Below are 15,272 nucleotides of genomic sequence, written 5' to 3'. Positions count from 1 at the left end.
GCCAAGTTCGTGCGGAATGTTATGCCTATCTAGATATTTCAGGATCACTTCGTCTGTGGTATTCCCGCTGGTGGTTGAGAAACAGTTTCGCGCCCTGAATCGCTGGCCCCTGCAGCATTTTCGGTTATGCCAGAACTCCTCCAATATCTTGGACGATGAGAGGGCGCACAAAGTCGCTGACCACAATGTGGGGCGGTATCACGACGAATATATGGATATAGCCAGGCGACAGTTCGCCATGGATGATGGTAACGCCCGGCTCGCTGCAAACCTACCGGATGATCTCACGCACCCGTATGCGTACCTCTCTATGCAGCACTTTGAAGCAGTCTTTTGGTTCCTAGGTGAAAGCGATGATGAAAAGCCAGGTAGCTGCCGCGTGAACATGGCATATGCGCTTTCATTAAGAAAATGGAGTCGCCTGCGAGCGGGTCATTTTCTGAAGGATGGTTCTGAGTAAACAATAACGGCTCAAACCCTCTACCAGCCTTAAGCTGGAGGGTTTGGAACAAAGGTACGACACAAAAGTTTTAATTTGACCCAGAATTGATTTCATTTGGAGTGGAAGTATTTCCTCCTGTTCACCTTCTATAGCTATCCGAGTGGTGCGGTACGATCGGTACTCCGAAAGAATGAAACTCTTTTTAAAAATCTGGACACAAACGCTGAAACCAAGACAAGGATCGCTATTAAAAAAGGTGCATAAAGTGAACCTCGGGCGGTCATCACGGAAAAATATACGCAGGCCGACCACAACATCACATATTCCACCCCGCTAAATCTGCGCATCATATTTTCCATAAATTTGAAAAACAGCGTGAACATGGCAATCCAGACGATGAAAAATTGCTCAGCATCAGCATAGGAATTTCCAAAAAAGGTTCCATGCATGGTGCCATTACGTCCTCCCATGACAAAAGCAAAAATATCATACTCAAAATCTTCTGGTTTCACGGAAAAGAAATCTAAAAAGGACGGCATCCAAAAAAGAAGAGTTCGGAAAAAATACTGAAATTCACCGAAATGTGCGGGCAAATCGCGTGTCAACAATACATACATCGGGAATACGATGATTTCCTCTGAGCTCGTCCCAGACAAGTTGATTGATCCACTCAGGAGATCGGGAATAAGGGCTATTCTTGCATACATATCGGGCTGGTTTCTGAACAACTTTGCAACTTGCAAGACAATATCCAGCATTTCAAATGTCAGGTAAAAAGCGAACACAATGGCAACGCTTGAAAGCAATCGATAATTTTGATATTTTAGGAAGATAATCATGAATAGGGCAATGAAAAGAATTTGCCGGCTGCCTCCAAAGGCTATTTGAAGATACGCAAATAACAGAAAAAGTCCAAGTCCGAGCAAGATCTTTTTCCTGACCAATATCAAATAAGCTGGAAGGCCAACTATAACAATTTGAAGATAAAATAGCGTCAAATAGACAGTGCCGATCGGCCCCTCGCGAAGGTCCTCAAAACTGGCCGTATAAATTGCATCTCCGCCCTGTCGATATAGGGTAAACAGTGCTATTCCGACAATCATTGCTGGAAAAGTCGAGTAGAAACCAAGGCTGGACTGATATTTTTCTGCAACAACCAATTTTAGGGGCCGACTGGGCCATATCAGGTCAAAAAACAGAAACGCTACAAGAAAGCCAAGAATGATAAAGTGGGCTTTGCTAATGATCTCCCCATCAATCAGCACAGGGGCGGAAAACGGGTGAAACTGTATTATTCCGATGTTAACGTGGCCGTAGCCTGGTAATATTGCTATAAGCATCAATAACAGGAAAAACACTTGGAATGGAGAGTTGGCTTGCCTCTTTCTCAAGAACAATATCAGACACAGTAAGACGTTGATGGTTATCAGACTATAGGCGAGTATCACGAGAGCCTCCTATAGGCGAAGGCAGTTCTTTCGACGCTCTCTGCAGATTTAGAGGTAATTGCGCCTGAGCAAATTGCTGAAGGGCGTCAACGATTGTGATGCGTCCGGCAATATCGCCAGCTCCGCGGCCTGCACCAGGCCCTACCCTATTCGGCGATGCGAGACATTTTTTCAAAAGCTTGCGAAACTGATCATAATTGCCGCTTTCATGTACCCAGATATCGTTCGGTCGCTCACAGGCATTGGATGCGACTACCTGTAGCCCTAATGCACGCGCATCGTGGATGGCGATACCAAAACTGTCGACAGACGTCGGTCGAACATAAATGTCGGAAAGGGACAGCACCGCATTGAATTCCAGTGATGATAAGCCGAAAAACAATCTTGCATTTGGCACCACCGAACACCTCTCCCTCAATTGCTGCAAATGATCGGTCTCGGGGCCATAACAGCAAAGAATATAGCGCGCATTGTGAAAATCGGCATGGTTCTCTTGTTGCAGGAAGTCCAGCACCCATTCATGATTATAAAATGGCTGGGCATATCCCGATCCGATAATCACTTTGGACCTGGTCTGTGATACCCAGGCAATCGCCTCGCGTGCCTGCTTTGAAAGTCGCTCGGCATCCATTTTTTCGACACCCTCTATATTTTCAGGCCTCAATTTCGTTTCGGGAATACCGATATAACTGTCTACGAGCGTCAGGCGTGACTCTTCAACATCGTTGGAGATATAGAAGCGGCGTTGTTTTTCGCTGAGGCAGTAAATCGAATTATAGCCGCCCAGTACGTATTTCACGAGCGCGGATTTTATACGGGAACTTTCGATCGATCCCCAAAGATCGCCATGGTGGAGCAACAGTGATTTTTTCGCGTTGCGAAATAGTAGAAACGGAAAAAGCGCCAATATACTTTCGGGACGCGAGCCATTGATGAACAATAGCTCGTCACGCAAGCGAAATAGCTTTACCAGCGTCAATATGCGATGCAGAATCCCTTTTTTCTTAGGACGCCAGTGCGATATTGGAAGCTCAGATTTCTGTGTTCCGAAATAAGGGTCAATCAATCCAGCTAACGGCACCCGTTTTGACTCAATCAAGCGCTGCAAAAAAATGGCCACACCGCCTACCGGCTGGGGTACTGTTCCGAATACCCAAATCTTGCGCTCTTGGTGATCCGTGACCATCATGTCAGATCCGCCGGCACGCGGCGATGAAAACCTGCGACCACGACGAGCGACAGCGCAATTAATGGGACTCCGCAAACGATTGCAGCCGTGCGATCTTCAATTCCCGTTATCAGCATAAACAAAAAGGCAAGGCTTATTGTCACCAGAATCAAAATGGGCATGAAAGTGTCGGATATTCTGCCCGACTGGATACTGTCGGTAAACGCAAAATTTATGATAAAACTAGTGATTGCGCGCAAGATCAAGACAACCCACACATAGATGTTCACTGATGCCGGGATTAAGACAAGATAATGCAATGCTGGAAAAATGAGGATCAGAGACAAGGCGAGTGGGACTGCAAGCAGGAAAACCCGCTGGGCAAAGGATTTTGCGCCTCCGACCCAAGCCATATTCTGATAGATGCGCTTGCGCCCCAAGTCGATCAGCACATTAAGAAAAGTCTGGATGGCTATGGCATAAGACAGCGCGAGCAAATAATCTGCCGAAGCTGCAGGATTCTTGATCGGATAATAGCCGAGAATTAGCCGGTCAATCATGACCGCCAATGTAGTCGCTATCGTCAAGATCAGCATCTTCCCGCCCTTGGGTGAGAATATTTGCTTAATCATAACGGAGATACTATTTTTATAATGACGCAAACTTCGGACCAGAGACATAGAATACGGACGAAAAGCCGGAATAGCAAACGCAACTCCGACCGCTAACAAGGCCGGCCCGAGCAACCGGGCGGACAGTGAGGGCAGGCCCGTCCAATATTGAAATGTGACGAACAACAATTCGAGCAGCGCAAAAAGAGCTGGAATCGCAAGTGCGGCGTTCAGGCTCCGGTCGAACATGATCTGACCATAGATATATCGCTCGGCGACCTTGTACATGCCATAAGCAATCGAAAAACAGCCGACGAGAAGGAACGTCGATCGTTCCAGAGTATTTGCAAATCCATAAGCGGTGAGAAGGAGTATCGTCAAAAAGGCAAAAACAGTGCACGTCGAATAAACTGCCACGACAAAGTTATCGCGGGAGTTCTCGGCCCAGAACAGGCGGTTTATCGGAGATGACAAGGCCGTGCTCATCGCCAATATAAACAGGATGTAATTCAGCAACGCGAAATCTTGGGCGGACAAGAAATCATAGGTAAGCTTAATACTGAAAAGCGCAAATACGGCGGCAGCAGCTCGTGTAACGAAAGGTAATGTTTGCCTGATCAGCATGATGTATGAGCCAAGGAGTTATTTACCGTTTTTCAAACAAATGAAATTTGGCAAAAGAACCGTAAACTTTACTATCATGCGGCTTTTCATATGGGTTTTTTTCAGTTTCGACCAACGTCCAATCCGGAAACGCTAGCTCTACATCTCTGCTGAACTCTCGATGACGGACATGCGGAAGGTTAGGATCAAAGCTATTAAAATTACTGGCATATACTAAGACATAGCGCGATGATGATTTGAACAGCTTACTGATGTAAGCATTATATATTTCGTCTTCTACAAGATGATAAACCACATCAAGTGATAGCGCGAGATCAAAAGCCTCTTCCACTTCGTCCGCGAGATAGTCTTCGAGCACAATAAATTCATATCCACGCTTGCCTAGCAAAGCTTTGCAGGATTCAACACATTTCTCGCTAATATCAATGCCGGTATATTTGGCAAAAGTGAAAAGGCTCGCTTGATTGCCATCGCCACAACCGAATTCGATGATGGAACTGATATTCTTTTCGGCGACGAATGAATTGATGAATTCAGCCTTGTATTTCGACAATGCTCCATAGGAACCTTCGCCGCTGTTACCGCCTTTTTCATACCGTTCGCGCCAATATTGATCCGAACTGGAAAACGCGACATTCAATCTTTGGCCATTCACGAAGGAACTTAGCGTCGTCAAAGCGGGCGATTTTCTGACAGTCCGGGCAGCAAAATGAATAAATCGATTCATGAGTGGAGAAGTCATTATTCCAAAACTTTCGGTCGTTGAAGGAAGATATTTAGGAACCTAGCAGATGGTTACTAAATTTAACAAAAAGATGATCACGGTTGAATTGAACATGGGCAAGTTTCTTGGCCCGCTCTCCCATTGCTGCTCGATCAATCTCGCTTTTGTTTGCCATATTGATCAGAGCGGTCGCAAACAATTCTGGATTTGCAGCAGGAATTGCCATACCGCATTGGTTATCCTCCACCATGTCCGCAATCCAGCCCGGATAATTTGTCAATATCGGTAATCCGGCTGCCAGATAGTCGAAAAATTTATTTGGCGATGTGCCGTAGTAAAAAGCGGGAACATTGGCAAGTATCTGCAGGCCTAGATCAGCTGAAGCCAGAAGTCCCGTAAGTTGAGTCTTCGGCACGGGGTTGTGGAAAACAATATACTCTTCCAGCCGTTCCACTCTAACACGTTCAATCAATTGGCGTTTTTCCTTGCCATCTCCAATCAGCAGCGCCTTGATACCCGTCGCACCGCGCTTCTTTAGAATTGTCGCTGCATCGATGATGGCATCAAGACCATTGGCAATACCGTGGGTTCCGGTGAAGACCGCCAGAAAGTCGTCGCCAGAAATTTCTGCCGGACGCCAAGGCTCAACAGGGTCTTGAAACAACCTGACATCGCAACCATTGGGAATCATGGCGATCGCTCGGGGGGCCTTCCCGAACCGTGCCGTTCCGTCTGCAATTCCCGGGCTCAAGCCGATAATCCGATCGGCTGATTTGTACGCCAACCATTCTAGCATGCCCAGGGCCCAAAGTACTGGTTTATTGGTAATCACACCCATCGCCTTCGGAAGTTCGGGCCAAAGGTCTCGAACTTCAAAAACGAACGGACGCCTTCTGATCCATTTGGCAGCTATTCCAGGCAGCGCCGCGGTCAGCGGCGTTGTCGTTGCGAAGACGATATCGGATTTCTCTGAAATCGCCAACCGCATGCTTCGAATCGCGAATTTGACGAAGGTCCAAGCGCGCCTTAAGACGCCATCTCTGTTAGAATAAGCTAGATTAAATTCGATAACTTCTATTCCCTCAACCCATCCCCGCCGCTTGCCGCCTCGGAACGGTCCTGTCAGACCAGTAATGCCGTTGCCATAGGATCCGCAGACCATCAATACCTGGTGGCCATTGGAAACCAGTCGACTCGCCATCTCATAGGATCGCGTGCCAGCTGCTCCGTCCGGGGTTGAGAAATGCTGGTGAAAATAGAGAATCTTCATGCGCGTCGTTACTTTGTTAATCCGCATGCATCAAATATCGTCTTGTTTTTCAACTGATGCGCCGGAATGTTCCGAAACTGGGAATGTGCGGTCAGAAATACTATGATGTCTGCCTCGTCGCACACTTGTTCAACACTCAGCAAATCGACCCCCAAATTGTTAAGTGGCCCTGGCAGCGCGTCAACGAACGGTTCGCAAACAACTACCTTGCCGACAGCCTTATCCACAAGCAGTTTGACCGCCTCGATGGATGGGCTCTCGCGCAAATCATCAACATCCGGTTTATAGGCAAGCCCCATGCATGCAATTACAGGTTGAACCTTGCTCTCGGCCAGTTTCCTGACCTGCTCGATAACCCAGCCAGGTTTGCTATCGTTAACTTCGCGCGCCATCCGGATTATGCGCGCTTCATCCGGTGCACTATCGACAATGAACCAGGGGTCTACAGCAATGCAATGTCCGCCTACGCCTGTGCCGGGCTGCAATATATTAACCCGGGGGTGGTGATTGGTGAGTGTGATTAGTTCGTACACATCGACGCCGAGCTTGGCGGAAATCATTGATAATTCATTGGCAAACGCAATGTTGACGTCGCGAAAGGAATTCTCGGAAAGTTTACATAATTCAGCGGTTCGGGCATTGGTAATGTGACATGTGCCCTTGATCGCATTCTTGTAAAACGCCACTGCCCTTCTGCTGCTCTCCGCAGTGATCCCGCCAATGACGCGGTCGTTTTCGACCACCTCCTGAATGACCTTCCCCGGCAATATCCGTTCCGGACAATAGGCGACGAAAATGTCGCCTTCCTCACTATCAAGTTCGGGAACTTTGAGGTCCGGCCGAGCATCTCGAATCCAGCCAGCCAGTTGTTCGGTTGCGCCGACCGGGGAGGTCGATTCCAAAATGACCAGATTGCCCTGCTCAATCAAGGGAGCAATCATTGTAGCGGCAGATTTGACATATTCGAGATCTGGCACATTGCCTTCTTTGAAGGGCGTCGGCACGGCAATGATGAAAACATCGCTCGGTTCTGCAGCAGTAGTGGCTCGTAAGCTGCCATTTCCAACTACTTTGGTCAGCAATTCGTCGAGGCCCGGCTCAACGATATGGGCGCGACCGCTGTTGATGGTTTCGACGGATTTTGCATTAATATCAACGCCGACTACCTTCATGCCAGCGTCGGCAAAAACCGCCGCACTGGGAAGACCGACATAACCGAGACCAAGAATGGAAATCTGATTCATATATTGCCTTTGATAATCATTAATTGTTCACGTTCCTATTAGATGTTTTCCGCAAGAATTTTGACGATGCGTTTTGCCGCCTTTCCGTCTCCGTAGGGGTTATGCGCCATCGACATTTGCTTGTAGAGCTTGTCGTCGTCGAGCAACTTGGTCACATTTGCAATCAATCCAGCAGTGTCCGTACCGACCAGCTTGACGGTGCCTGCGTCAACAGCCTCTGGCCGTTCGGTTGTATCGCGAGTGACTAAAACCGGCTTGCCAAAGCTCGGGGCTTCTTCCTGCAGTCCGCCGGAGTCAGTTACAACAATATATGAGATGTTAAGCATCCACACGAAGGGAAGGTAGGGCAGCGGATCGATCAGAAACACATTATCCACGCCCGCCAGCACTTTGTCCGCAGCCCGCTTAACTTTTGGGTTCAAATGTACTGGATAGACGATCTGGACATCATCGCGCTGGCTGATCGTCGCCAATGCTTCACACACCCGTTCAATGCCGCCATCATGGTTTTCACGGCGGTGCCCAGTGACCAGTATCAATCGTTTTGACCTATCAAGAAATGGAAATTGCCGTGCCAGCTCAGCGTCAAGACTGACATCTTGATCCAGTCGCTCCTTTACCATTAAGAGCGCATCAATCACCGTATTTCCGGTCACATATATGTTTGACGCATTCGCATTTTCCTTAAGCAGATTGTCGCGTGACAAAGGCGTCGGTGCAAAATGAAGGCTAGCGAGGCGCCCAGTTATCTGCCGATTAGCCTCCTCGGGCCATGGCGATAATAAATTATGGGTCCGTAGACCCGCTTCGACGTGGCCAACTTTAATACCCGCATAAAATGATGCTAGCGCGGCTGCAGTTGACGTGGTGGTATCGCCGTGGACCAGTACGTAATCGGGCTTAACTTTCGCCAATACTGCTTCCATACCATCCAGAACGGCGGTGGTGATATGCGTTAGCCCCTGACCGGCTTTCATGATTTTCAGATCGAAATCGGGTATTATCCCAAATAGCGCATTTACCTGATCAAGCATTTCTGCATGTTGCCCCGTCACACAAACGAAGGTTTCAAAACGACCATCAGCCTCTAGTGCTTTCACGACAGGCGCCATTTTGATGGCCTCCGGGCGAGTACCAAATATGCTCATGATTTTCATGAATTACCCTTTTTGTGCAGAAGAAGCCTTGAAGCAACACCAAGCAGCATTGGCAGAAATTCGTGAAGGAACGAAAATAGCTTATGCCACCATATTCTTCCCAAAAAAACTCGTTCGCCGATCGCCGTGGTCTTCAACTCACCTTGGTTGCAAAGTCGGCGACAATCGTCACGGGAATTGACTTTGTGATAGGTGGGCAACGTGTCAACCGATTTACGGTAAGGCGGAACATGGCGAAGGTCGGCAACGCAAAATCGGTTGGGTGGCCGTCGCCCGCAGCTCGAACGCATCAGCCAACGTAAATCGCGCAGCAAATACACCGGTATTTCGTGGCTAAATTTTTGTCCGTCTTGATTGTGGTCTCCGCCGTAATACAGCACTTTTTCCACGTTGTGCTGAATAGCGGGCCCGCGAATTGGCGAAAAAAAACTCAGGCCGCTGTCGAATGTCGAGAAAGCGCCCGCACCGGTATTTTCATTCAGTTGCAGCGTTTTCTCGCGTTTCAATTGCCCAATGAGCGCCATCATTAATCCAGTATAGTGCCCGCAGGTAATAGCTGTTGCATTAGAGCTCGCCCGATAGCATACGACTGCAACAAATCAACGCTTTAGAAGTTTCCTAATTAAGTAGAGACTTGAACGTGGAAATCGGGAAATCATTTTGTGTTTGCCGGAGTTCTTAAACCGCTTCACGCTTGCTTGCTACTGACAACCAAATAAATTGAGGTGCCAACTTTCACAATGGTTTCAAAAATTGCATCATGGCCCTGTTTTTCATCAGAAGAAGAACAGGCCGTATCGGCTATTATTGCGTCGAACAAGGTCAATTACTGGACTGGAGATATCGGCCGCAAATTTGAACAGGAATACGCGAACTGGACCGGTGTAAAACATGCCGTTGCATTAACCAATGGCACCGTTGCGCTGGATTTGGCCCTTCAGGCTCTGGGCGTTGGGCCTGGTGACGAAGTGATCGTAACGCCACGCACTTTCATTGCTTCAATTTCATCGGTGGTTACAATCGGAGCGCATCCCATTTTTGCTGATGTTGAACCGGATAGCGGGAATATCAGTCCGCATACGATCAACGAGGTCATTTCGAATAAGACCAAAGCGATCATTCCAGTCCATCTAGCCGGCTGGCCATGTGATATGGATGGCATCATGCAGCTCGCGCGCGAACACAATCTTTATGTAATAGAAGATTGTGCTCAGGCTCATGGTGCCAACATTGACGAACGTGCTGTCGGATCAATAGGTGATATAGGCGCTTGGTCTTTCTGTCAGGATAAAATCATGACCACCGGCGGCGAAGGCGGAATGGTTACGACCAACGATGAAGAATTGTGGGGCCGGATGTGGTCCTATAAAGATCACGGGAAAAGCTGGGACGCGGTATATAATCGCGAACATCCACCTGGATTTCGCTGGGTACACGAAAGCTTCGGAACAAACTGGCGTATGTTGGAGATGCAGGCCGCAATCGGCCGTATTCAGCTTAAGCGCATGGAGAAGTGGACGGCTCTTCGCACGCGCAACGCACGCGCTTTGCAAGTCGCTTTGCAAGCCTTTCCCGACGCCGTCCGTGTGCCTGACTCAGGTCCCGGCTTCACTCATGCCTATTACCGTCAATACGGTTACATTAGACAGGAAGGGCTTAAATCCGGATGGACGAGAGATCAGATCATCGAAGATATAGTTGCGCAAGGCTATCCGGCATTTCAGGGCAGCTGTAGCGAAGTCTACCTGGAAAAAGCCTTCGACGGAACGGGCTGGAGACCCGAAAAGCGCCTGCCCGTCGCTCGCGAACTTGGCGAAACGAGTATTATGTTTCTGACGCATCCTTCGATTACAGAAGAGCAACTTCAGGGCTATTGCAACGCCGTTGGCCAATCGTTTGAAAAGGCTGCACGGTAGTTTTTCGCGATTACAGTTTCACCAATGGACGCGCTGGATTGCCAACCACAACTGCGCCTGGTGCTACGTCCTTTGTGACAACCGCGCCCATACCAACGATTGCGCCAGCGCCGATGACTAGAGGCTTATCTGGCGTCCCCTGCTTTAGAATAGCACCCGTTCCAATATAAGCGAAATCTCCAATTGTAACATTGCCATTGCATTTGACACTGGGTGCAAAAGTCACATAATCACCTATCACGCAATCGTGGGCGACATAGCTATAGATATTACAATGAAAATGGGAGCCGATAACGATGTCGCTCGTTAGGGTGGTGTAATCACAGAAAACTGCGCCTTCTCCCACCACACAATTATCCATCCGTAGATGCGTGGATGCGGTAATAGATATGCATTTGATACTGGCATGCTCGCATTTATTAGCCAAACGTTCGCGCACTTTTCCATCTGCAATGGCAATGACTACTTGTTTATTTAAAGAAGGGTACTCCTCAAATTCCTCAAATGTCATAACTTTATGCTCATTGAGATATTCTTCAGACTTTGCGTCATCTAGAAATATTGTTGCAGAATTCGATCCTTTTGCCAAACGATCCACTACGATAGGCATGACCTCTCGTCCGAAGCCACTTTTACCATAAACCCCATAGATTGCTTTTTCGTCCACTTTTAACTCCCCGTGAATTTGGACATAGTAGCTTCTCCGTCAGCATTAACACCATCCTTCTTGAGAACCTTTATGATTGTCATCACAATAATTTTGGAATCCAGCAGAAAAGACTTATTATCCACATACCATAAATCAGCCGCAAATTTTTCTTCCCAGCGCAAGGCATTGCGGCCATTCACCTGTGCCCAGCCTGTAATTCCAGGACGAACATCGTGACGGCGTGCCTGTTCGCTGGTGTAAAGAGGAAGATATTCCATCAATAACGGACGGGGGCCAACAAGTGACATTTCTCCTTTGACGACATTCCAGAGGCCGGGTAACTCGTCAAGGCTGGTGCTACGAAGAAGCTTGCCATAGCGTGTCAAACGCTCAGAATCGGGAAGCGGCTGGCCTTTTGAATCCAGGGAATTTTTCATCGTTCGGAATTTCAGTAAATCGAACGGCTTTCCACCAAGCCCGGGGCGCTTCTGAACAAAAAATACCGGTCTGCCGAGATAGGCGCGGTTGAGCATCGCAATTAAAAAAATTACAGGTGACAATATCAGCAAGGTTGCCGATGCTCCAATAATATCGATGAGGCGTTTCATGATCTGGCCAAGCTATTTCAATCGCAGAGAAACGGAATCTAGATCAACATCAAACCCATCGCCACCCTCCGCAGAGCGCCCCACGACTTCGAGCCAGTAAAAATTGCAGCCGGACTGCTGGTTACTAATGTGCTGGCTCGTCAATTCACCTGTCAAAGCAATCCTTATCGGCCGCGGGGCATTATTCAGAATTTCTGCACATTTCATGTTGATGGAGATATTCGCGCCTTTGGGAATGCTGGTATCGGATTTTACTGTAATTTTCAGGATTGCTGACGGGAGCTTAACGAGCTGTCTTGCAAAAAGGCCGCCAGAACCGGAAATCGCACTTAGTCGCAGATTGCCACCTGCAACAGCGGCACCATATTCGCCATTGGATAACAACTGCCAATCAAGTGGCGGGTATTGAGGTTCAAGCTCAAACGAACCGTTTTTTAGAAGCGAAGCTTCCATTCTTTGTCCCGCCAGTAACTGATATAGATTTTCCGCGGTCTCAAATCGCTTATTGTTAACAAGTTCGCTAATCAAACTCGCGTCTCTGTAACTTTCTCTTGCTTCATCATCTGCATAAAGCCTTTCCCGCAATTTCGCGGCATTTTCAATGGCCTCCGGCCTCGCAACAACGACTCCCCAAAATCGACTGGCCCATGGCGGGTTTTTCGACAGGAGCCGCGCAAACGGTTCCACGAAATTGCTGTTCGCGAGCGCCCCGGCCATCGTCGGGATGACAACCGAAGCGGCAGAAGAACTGGTACGCAGCATCGTGTCATAATGACTCAGGACCGCGGAAATATCTTCCCGCGTCCCGGCGTCGACAATCATCCAGCCAATGACCAGTTGTTGCCGACGCGAGAGCGCGAAGGCTTGGTGCATGAGCTCGCGCTTCTTCCCTTCGGTACCGCCAAGCGCCAACACTGCGATCGCTTCGGGAGTGACCGGCTCTGACAGGAAGGCCTGCTTCGCTAAATCTTCCGTAGCCGAATCAACGCTGTTCGGAAACTGGCCGTCATTTGCCGCGACGGAAGCTTTCAGAGAATTGGCTGCAAGCCTCTCGAAGGCAAAGCCGTTTGCAGGTTGCAGGGAAACTGCAAATTCGGCAACCTTGTCCTTCGCAACCGCACCCATTGCGGTTAGCCCTGCAACCAGAGCAATCGCCAGCCCGACAATCGATATGATGCTGTTTTTCAACATAGCAGCCTGGTTCCTCAGATGATCGTCAAGCCTCTGCCGCGGCTTTGTTCCCATAGCTATACTGATAGGCATAGCCATAGCCATAACCCGAATGCTGCGGCTGCACTTTGGTAACAATCCCCCCAAAGATATGAGCCCGGGAACTGCGAACACGCTGGATGGCCGACTGAATGCCCCGCATTTTGACGCCGCCTGCCTCAATCGTATAGATGACACCCTCTACCGAGTTTGCAAGTAACGGAATGTCGGCCAACCCCAGAACCGGCGGCGCGTCAATGATGACAGTGTCGTAGGTTGCGCCCAGCTTCGTGACCAGATCACGCATCCGTGTGCTACTCAAAAGCTCTGCAGCATTTGGCGGTATTGGGCCGGCAGTCATTGCGTCAAAGCCAAATGCGGTTTTCGGGTGGACAAGCTGCGCGAGATCATCGGTGCCTGACAGGTTATTGCTCAAGCCCGCACTATTTTTTATGCCGAGCATCTGATGCAGCGAAGGATTGCGCATGTCGCCATCGATCAGCAGGATACGCTTTCCGGTACTCGCCAAAACCGCCGCCAGGGCGAAGGCCGACGTGCTCTTTCCTTCATTGGGACGCGTACTGGTGAGCAGAAAAGACCGAGGCACGCCATGGTCCGTCAGGAAAGAGAGGCTGGTCCGGATAGAAAGATAGGCTTCCCAAGCCACAGATTTCTTGTCGGCAAGGCTCGTCAGTATATCCTCTTTCTCGAAATCCGGGATCGAACCCAGTGGGGCAATACCAAGTTTGGTTTTTAGATCGGCAGGATCCTTTACCGATTGATCAATCTGCTCCATCACGAACACATAGGCCGCAGCCAGACCGAGACCGGCAAGTATCGCCAGCGCTATATTAATCAGCAGCTTCGGACTTGACGGGCGTTCGGCAGGCCGCGCGCGATCAACTATGGAAATATTGTTGGTTCCAACGCCGGCCACGCCAATTTCCTTGTAGCGCTGCAGCAGACCGTCATAAAGCTGGCGGTTCGTATCCACTTCGCGCTGGAAGATATTATATTGAATAGAATCGCGCCGTTCGCCGCTGAATTGGCCCTTCAGCCGATTGACCTGCCTCTGTAATTTCTGTTCTCTTGCAAGGGCTTCACCATAACGAGCCGATGTACCCCTCCGCGAACGCGCTTCTTCTGCTGCAATGCTCTGGCTCAATGCGGAAATCTGAGATTCTATAGCCTTTGCAGATGGATATTCTGGTTCAAACTGGACCATGAGCTTGGCATATTCGGCCTGCGCTTTTGCACGTTCTTCGCGCAGGCTGTTCAAGGCAGCATTGCCTAAGGCGTTTTCATTGCCTGCTCGCTGGCGGGCCTGACTCTCCGCGATAATGCGATCTGCTGTGGCCTGAGCGAGCTCGGCATTCAACGCTTCCAGATTGGCGGACGCCAACGTCTTTTGGGACACAGTTTTTCCATCGGGGGTTTGCTCGGAAGAAAGGGTTATGATTTCCTTGTTGTCGGCATAGCCCGACAGGCTCCGTTCGGAATCTTCCAGCCGCTGCTTGAGTTCGGCCAGCTGCTCTTCCAGAAATTTCCGCGCATCCGCCGTCGAATTGAAGCGGCGGTCAAGATTGGACGCAATAAATTGCTCAATCCACGCATTGGCAATTTCAGCGGACAAATTGCGATTAGGGCTTTCGAAATTCACGTCGACCAGACTGGAACCCCGGATAGGGGAGACACTGACATGTTCCTGTAGGAGATCAGTCGCCAGTTTCAGGCGCGCATTTCTCTGGGCGGCCGTCTGCGTTTTCGGGGTAGCGGACAAAATGCCGGAATCGTCCGGATCAACGCCAAAAGTATCGAAAAACTCGTCCCTCGTTGCCAGATTTCTAGACCGAACAACCCGCTCGGCCAGCGAACGGGATTCGAGCAAAGAATATTGCGTCTGATAAAATTCCAGGTTCTGGCCTGCTCCATCCGAACCGGTGACACCTTCAACATTGGTCACCTTGTCCTGTTCGCGGCTGATTTCGATCCGGGACGTCGAGGTGAAGTAAGGCGTCATCAATAGCGTTATAATGACGCCAAGCGCTATGCAGGTTGCCAATATGGCGGCGATTGTAATCTTGTGACGCAAAACTGCCTGCCAATATTGCAGCAATATCGGTGTTTCATGCGCCTCATCATCATAGGCGTCATAGCCGGTTGGCAAGGGCTCGTTTTTTTCAGTCATACTATCCATCAATT

The 15,272-nt window shown here is 49.2% G+C and carries 14 protein-coding genes; 2 read left to right on the top strand and 12 right to left on the bottom strand.

Annotation, left to right across the window (positions count from 1 at the left end; all coding sequences use genetic code 11):
- Positions 1-55: 55 nt before the first annotated feature.
- The gene (locus HUO14_RS14120) at positions 56-460 is read left to right on the top strand and encodes a hypothetical protein (RefSeq protein ID WP_176280469.1); all 405 of its coding nucleotides are present in this window, start codon (positions 56-58) and stop codon (positions 458-460) included.
- Positions 461-594: 134 nt separating this feature from the next.
- Here the strand turns inward: HUO14_RS14120 and HUO14_RS14115 are convergent, their stop codons facing one another.
- From HUO14_RS14115 to HUO14_RS14080, 8 genes are read right to left on the bottom strand one after another with little or no spacing between them, the layout of a single operon-like run.
- Positions 595-1,890 (bottom strand): hypothetical protein, encoded by a 1,296-nt coding sequence (locus tag HUO14_RS14115; protein WP_176280468.1) that lies wholly within the window; start codon positions 1,888-1,890, stop codon positions 595-597.
- Positions 1,874-3,079: a glycosyltransferase gene (locus tag HUO14_RS14110; protein ID WP_176280467.1), complete on the bottom strand. Its 1,206-nt coding sequence runs from the start codon at positions 3,077-3,079 to the stop codon at positions 1,874-1,876. Before HUO14_RS14110 ends, HUO14_RS14115 begins: the two co-directional genes overlap by 17 nt.
- Positions 3,076-4,293: a hypothetical protein gene (locus HUO14_RS14105; protein ID WP_176280466.1), complete on the bottom strand. Its 1,218-nt coding sequence runs from the start codon at positions 4,291-4,293 to the stop codon at positions 3,076-3,078. Before HUO14_RS14105 ends, HUO14_RS14110 begins: the two co-directional genes overlap by 4 nt.
- 22 nt (positions 4,294-4,315) lie before the next feature.
- Positions 4,316-5,020 carry a class I SAM-dependent methyltransferase gene (locus tag HUO14_RS14100; RefSeq protein ID WP_176280465.1) on the bottom strand — a complete coding sequence of 235 codons (705 nt, stop codon included), beginning with the start codon at positions 5,018-5,020 and terminating at the stop codon, positions 4,316-4,318.
- Positions 5,021-5,069: 49 nt separating this feature from the next.
- On the bottom strand, positions 5,070-6,287 hold the full coding sequence (locus tag HUO14_RS14095) for a glycosyltransferase family 4 protein (RefSeq protein WP_176280464.1): 1,218 nt from the start codon (positions 6,285-6,287) through the stop codon (positions 5,070-5,072).
- 8 nt (positions 6,288-6,295) lie between these two features.
- Entirely contained in the window at positions 6,296-7,531 is a 1,236-nt protein-coding gene (wecC, locus tag HUO14_RS14090) for a UDP-N-acetyl-D-mannosamine dehydrogenase (RefSeq protein ID WP_176280463.1), read from the bottom strand.
- 38 nt (positions 7,532-7,569) lie between these two features.
- Entirely contained in the window at positions 7,570-8,688 is a 1,119-nt protein-coding gene (gene wecB / locus HUO14_RS14085) for a non-hydrolyzing UDP-N-acetylglucosamine 2-epimerase (RefSeq protein ID WP_176280462.1), read from the bottom strand.
- Positions 8,685-9,215: a hypothetical protein gene (locus HUO14_RS14080; protein WP_176280461.1), complete on the bottom strand. Its 531-nt coding sequence runs from the start codon at positions 9,213-9,215 to the stop codon at positions 8,685-8,687. The genes wecB and HUO14_RS14080 overlap by 4 nt, the downstream gene beginning before the upstream one ends.
- A 213-nt stretch (positions 9,216-9,428) precedes the next feature.
- Between HUO14_RS14080 and HUO14_RS14075 the strand changes: the two genes are divergently transcribed.
- On the top strand, positions 9,429-10,604 hold the full coding sequence (locus HUO14_RS14075; RefSeq protein ID WP_176280460.1) for a DegT/DnrJ/EryC1/StrS family aminotransferase: 1,176 nt from the start codon (positions 9,429-9,431) through the stop codon (positions 10,602-10,604).
- Between the two features lie 10 nt (positions 10,605-10,614).
- Here the strand turns inward: HUO14_RS14075 and HUO14_RS14070 are convergent, their stop codons facing one another.
- Genes HUO14_RS14070 through HUO14_RS14055 form a run of 4 tightly spaced genes read right to left on the bottom strand, consistent with a single transcriptional unit; the run spans position 10,615 to position 15,258 of the window.
- A complete protein-coding gene (locus tag HUO14_RS14070) occupies positions 10,615-11,271 on the bottom strand; it encodes a NeuD/PglB/VioB family sugar acetyltransferase (RefSeq protein WP_176280459.1) in 657 nt (218 codons plus the stop codon).
- Between the two features lie 2 nt (positions 11,272-11,273).
- On the bottom strand, positions 11,274-11,861 hold the full coding sequence (locus HUO14_RS14065) for a sugar transferase (protein ID WP_176280458.1): 588 nt from the start codon (positions 11,859-11,861) through the stop codon (positions 11,274-11,276).
- Between the two features lie 12 nt (positions 11,862-11,873).
- Positions 11,874-13,052 (bottom strand): hypothetical protein, encoded by a 1,179-nt coding sequence (locus HUO14_RS14060; RefSeq protein ID WP_176280457.1) that lies wholly within the window; start codon positions 13,050-13,052, stop codon positions 11,874-11,876.
- 25 nt (positions 13,053-13,077) lie between these two features.
- Positions 13,078-15,258 (bottom strand): GumC family protein, encoded by a 2,181-nt coding sequence (locus HUO14_RS14055; RefSeq protein ID WP_176280456.1) that lies wholly within the window; start codon positions 15,256-15,258, stop codon positions 13,078-13,080.
- Between the last annotated feature and the right edge of the window lie 14 nt (positions 15,259-15,272).

It is taken from the genome of Parasphingorhabdus flavimaris (assembly GCF_013371215.1).
Lineage (GTDB): Bacteria > Pseudomonadota > Alphaproteobacteria > Sphingomonadales > Sphingomonadaceae > Parasphingorhabdus > Parasphingorhabdus flavimaris.
Note: the sequence above shows the minus strand (reverse complement) of the source record. Positions and strands in the feature narration are given on the sequence as shown.

What these genes read in the sequence shown, in the direction of transcription:
- HUO14_RS14110 (WP_176280467.1), bottom strand. Translation starts at nt 3,079, where the DNA reads ATGATGGTCACGGATCACCAAGAGCGCAAGATTTGGGTATTCGGAACA.
- HUO14_RS14105 (WP_176280466.1), bottom strand. Translation starts at nt 4,293, where the DNA reads ATGCTGATCAGGCAAACATTACCTTTCGTTACACGAGCTGCTGCCGCC.
- HUO14_RS14100 (WP_176280465.1), bottom strand. Translation starts at nt 5,020, where the DNA reads ATGAATCGATTTATTCATTTTGCTGCCCGGACTGTCAGAAAATCGCCC.
- HUO14_RS14095 (WP_176280464.1), bottom strand. Translation starts at nt 6,287, where the DNA reads ATGAAGATTCTCTATTTTCACCAGCATTTCTCAACCCCGGACGGAGCA.
- wecC (WP_176280463.1), bottom strand. Translation starts at nt 7,531, where the DNA reads ATGAATCAGATTTCCATTCTTGGTCTCGGTTATGTCGGTCTTCCCAGT.
- wecB (WP_176280462.1), bottom strand. Translation starts at nt 8,688, where the DNA reads ATGAAAATCATGAGCATATTTGGTACTCGCCCGGAGGCCATCAAAATG.
- HUO14_RS14080 (WP_176280461.1), bottom strand. Translation starts at nt 9,215, where the DNA reads ATGATGGCGCTCATTGGGCAATTGAAACGCGAGAAAACGCTGCAACTG.
- HUO14_RS14075 (WP_176280460.1), top strand. Translation starts at nt 9,429, where the DNA reads ATGGTTTCAAAAATTGCATCATGGCCCTGTTTTTCATCAGAAGAAGAA.
- HUO14_RS14065 (WP_176280458.1), bottom strand. Translation starts at nt 11,861, where the DNA reads ATGAAACGCCTCATCGATATTATTGGAGCATCGGCAACCTTGCTGATA.
- HUO14_RS14060 (WP_176280457.1), bottom strand. Translation starts at nt 13,052, where the DNA reads ATGTTGAAAAACAGCATCATATCGATTGTCGGGCTGGCGATTGCTCTG.
- HUO14_RS14055 (WP_176280456.1), bottom strand. Translation starts at nt 15,258, where the DNA reads ATGACTGAAAAAAACGAGCCCTTGCCAACCGGCTATGACGCCTATGAT.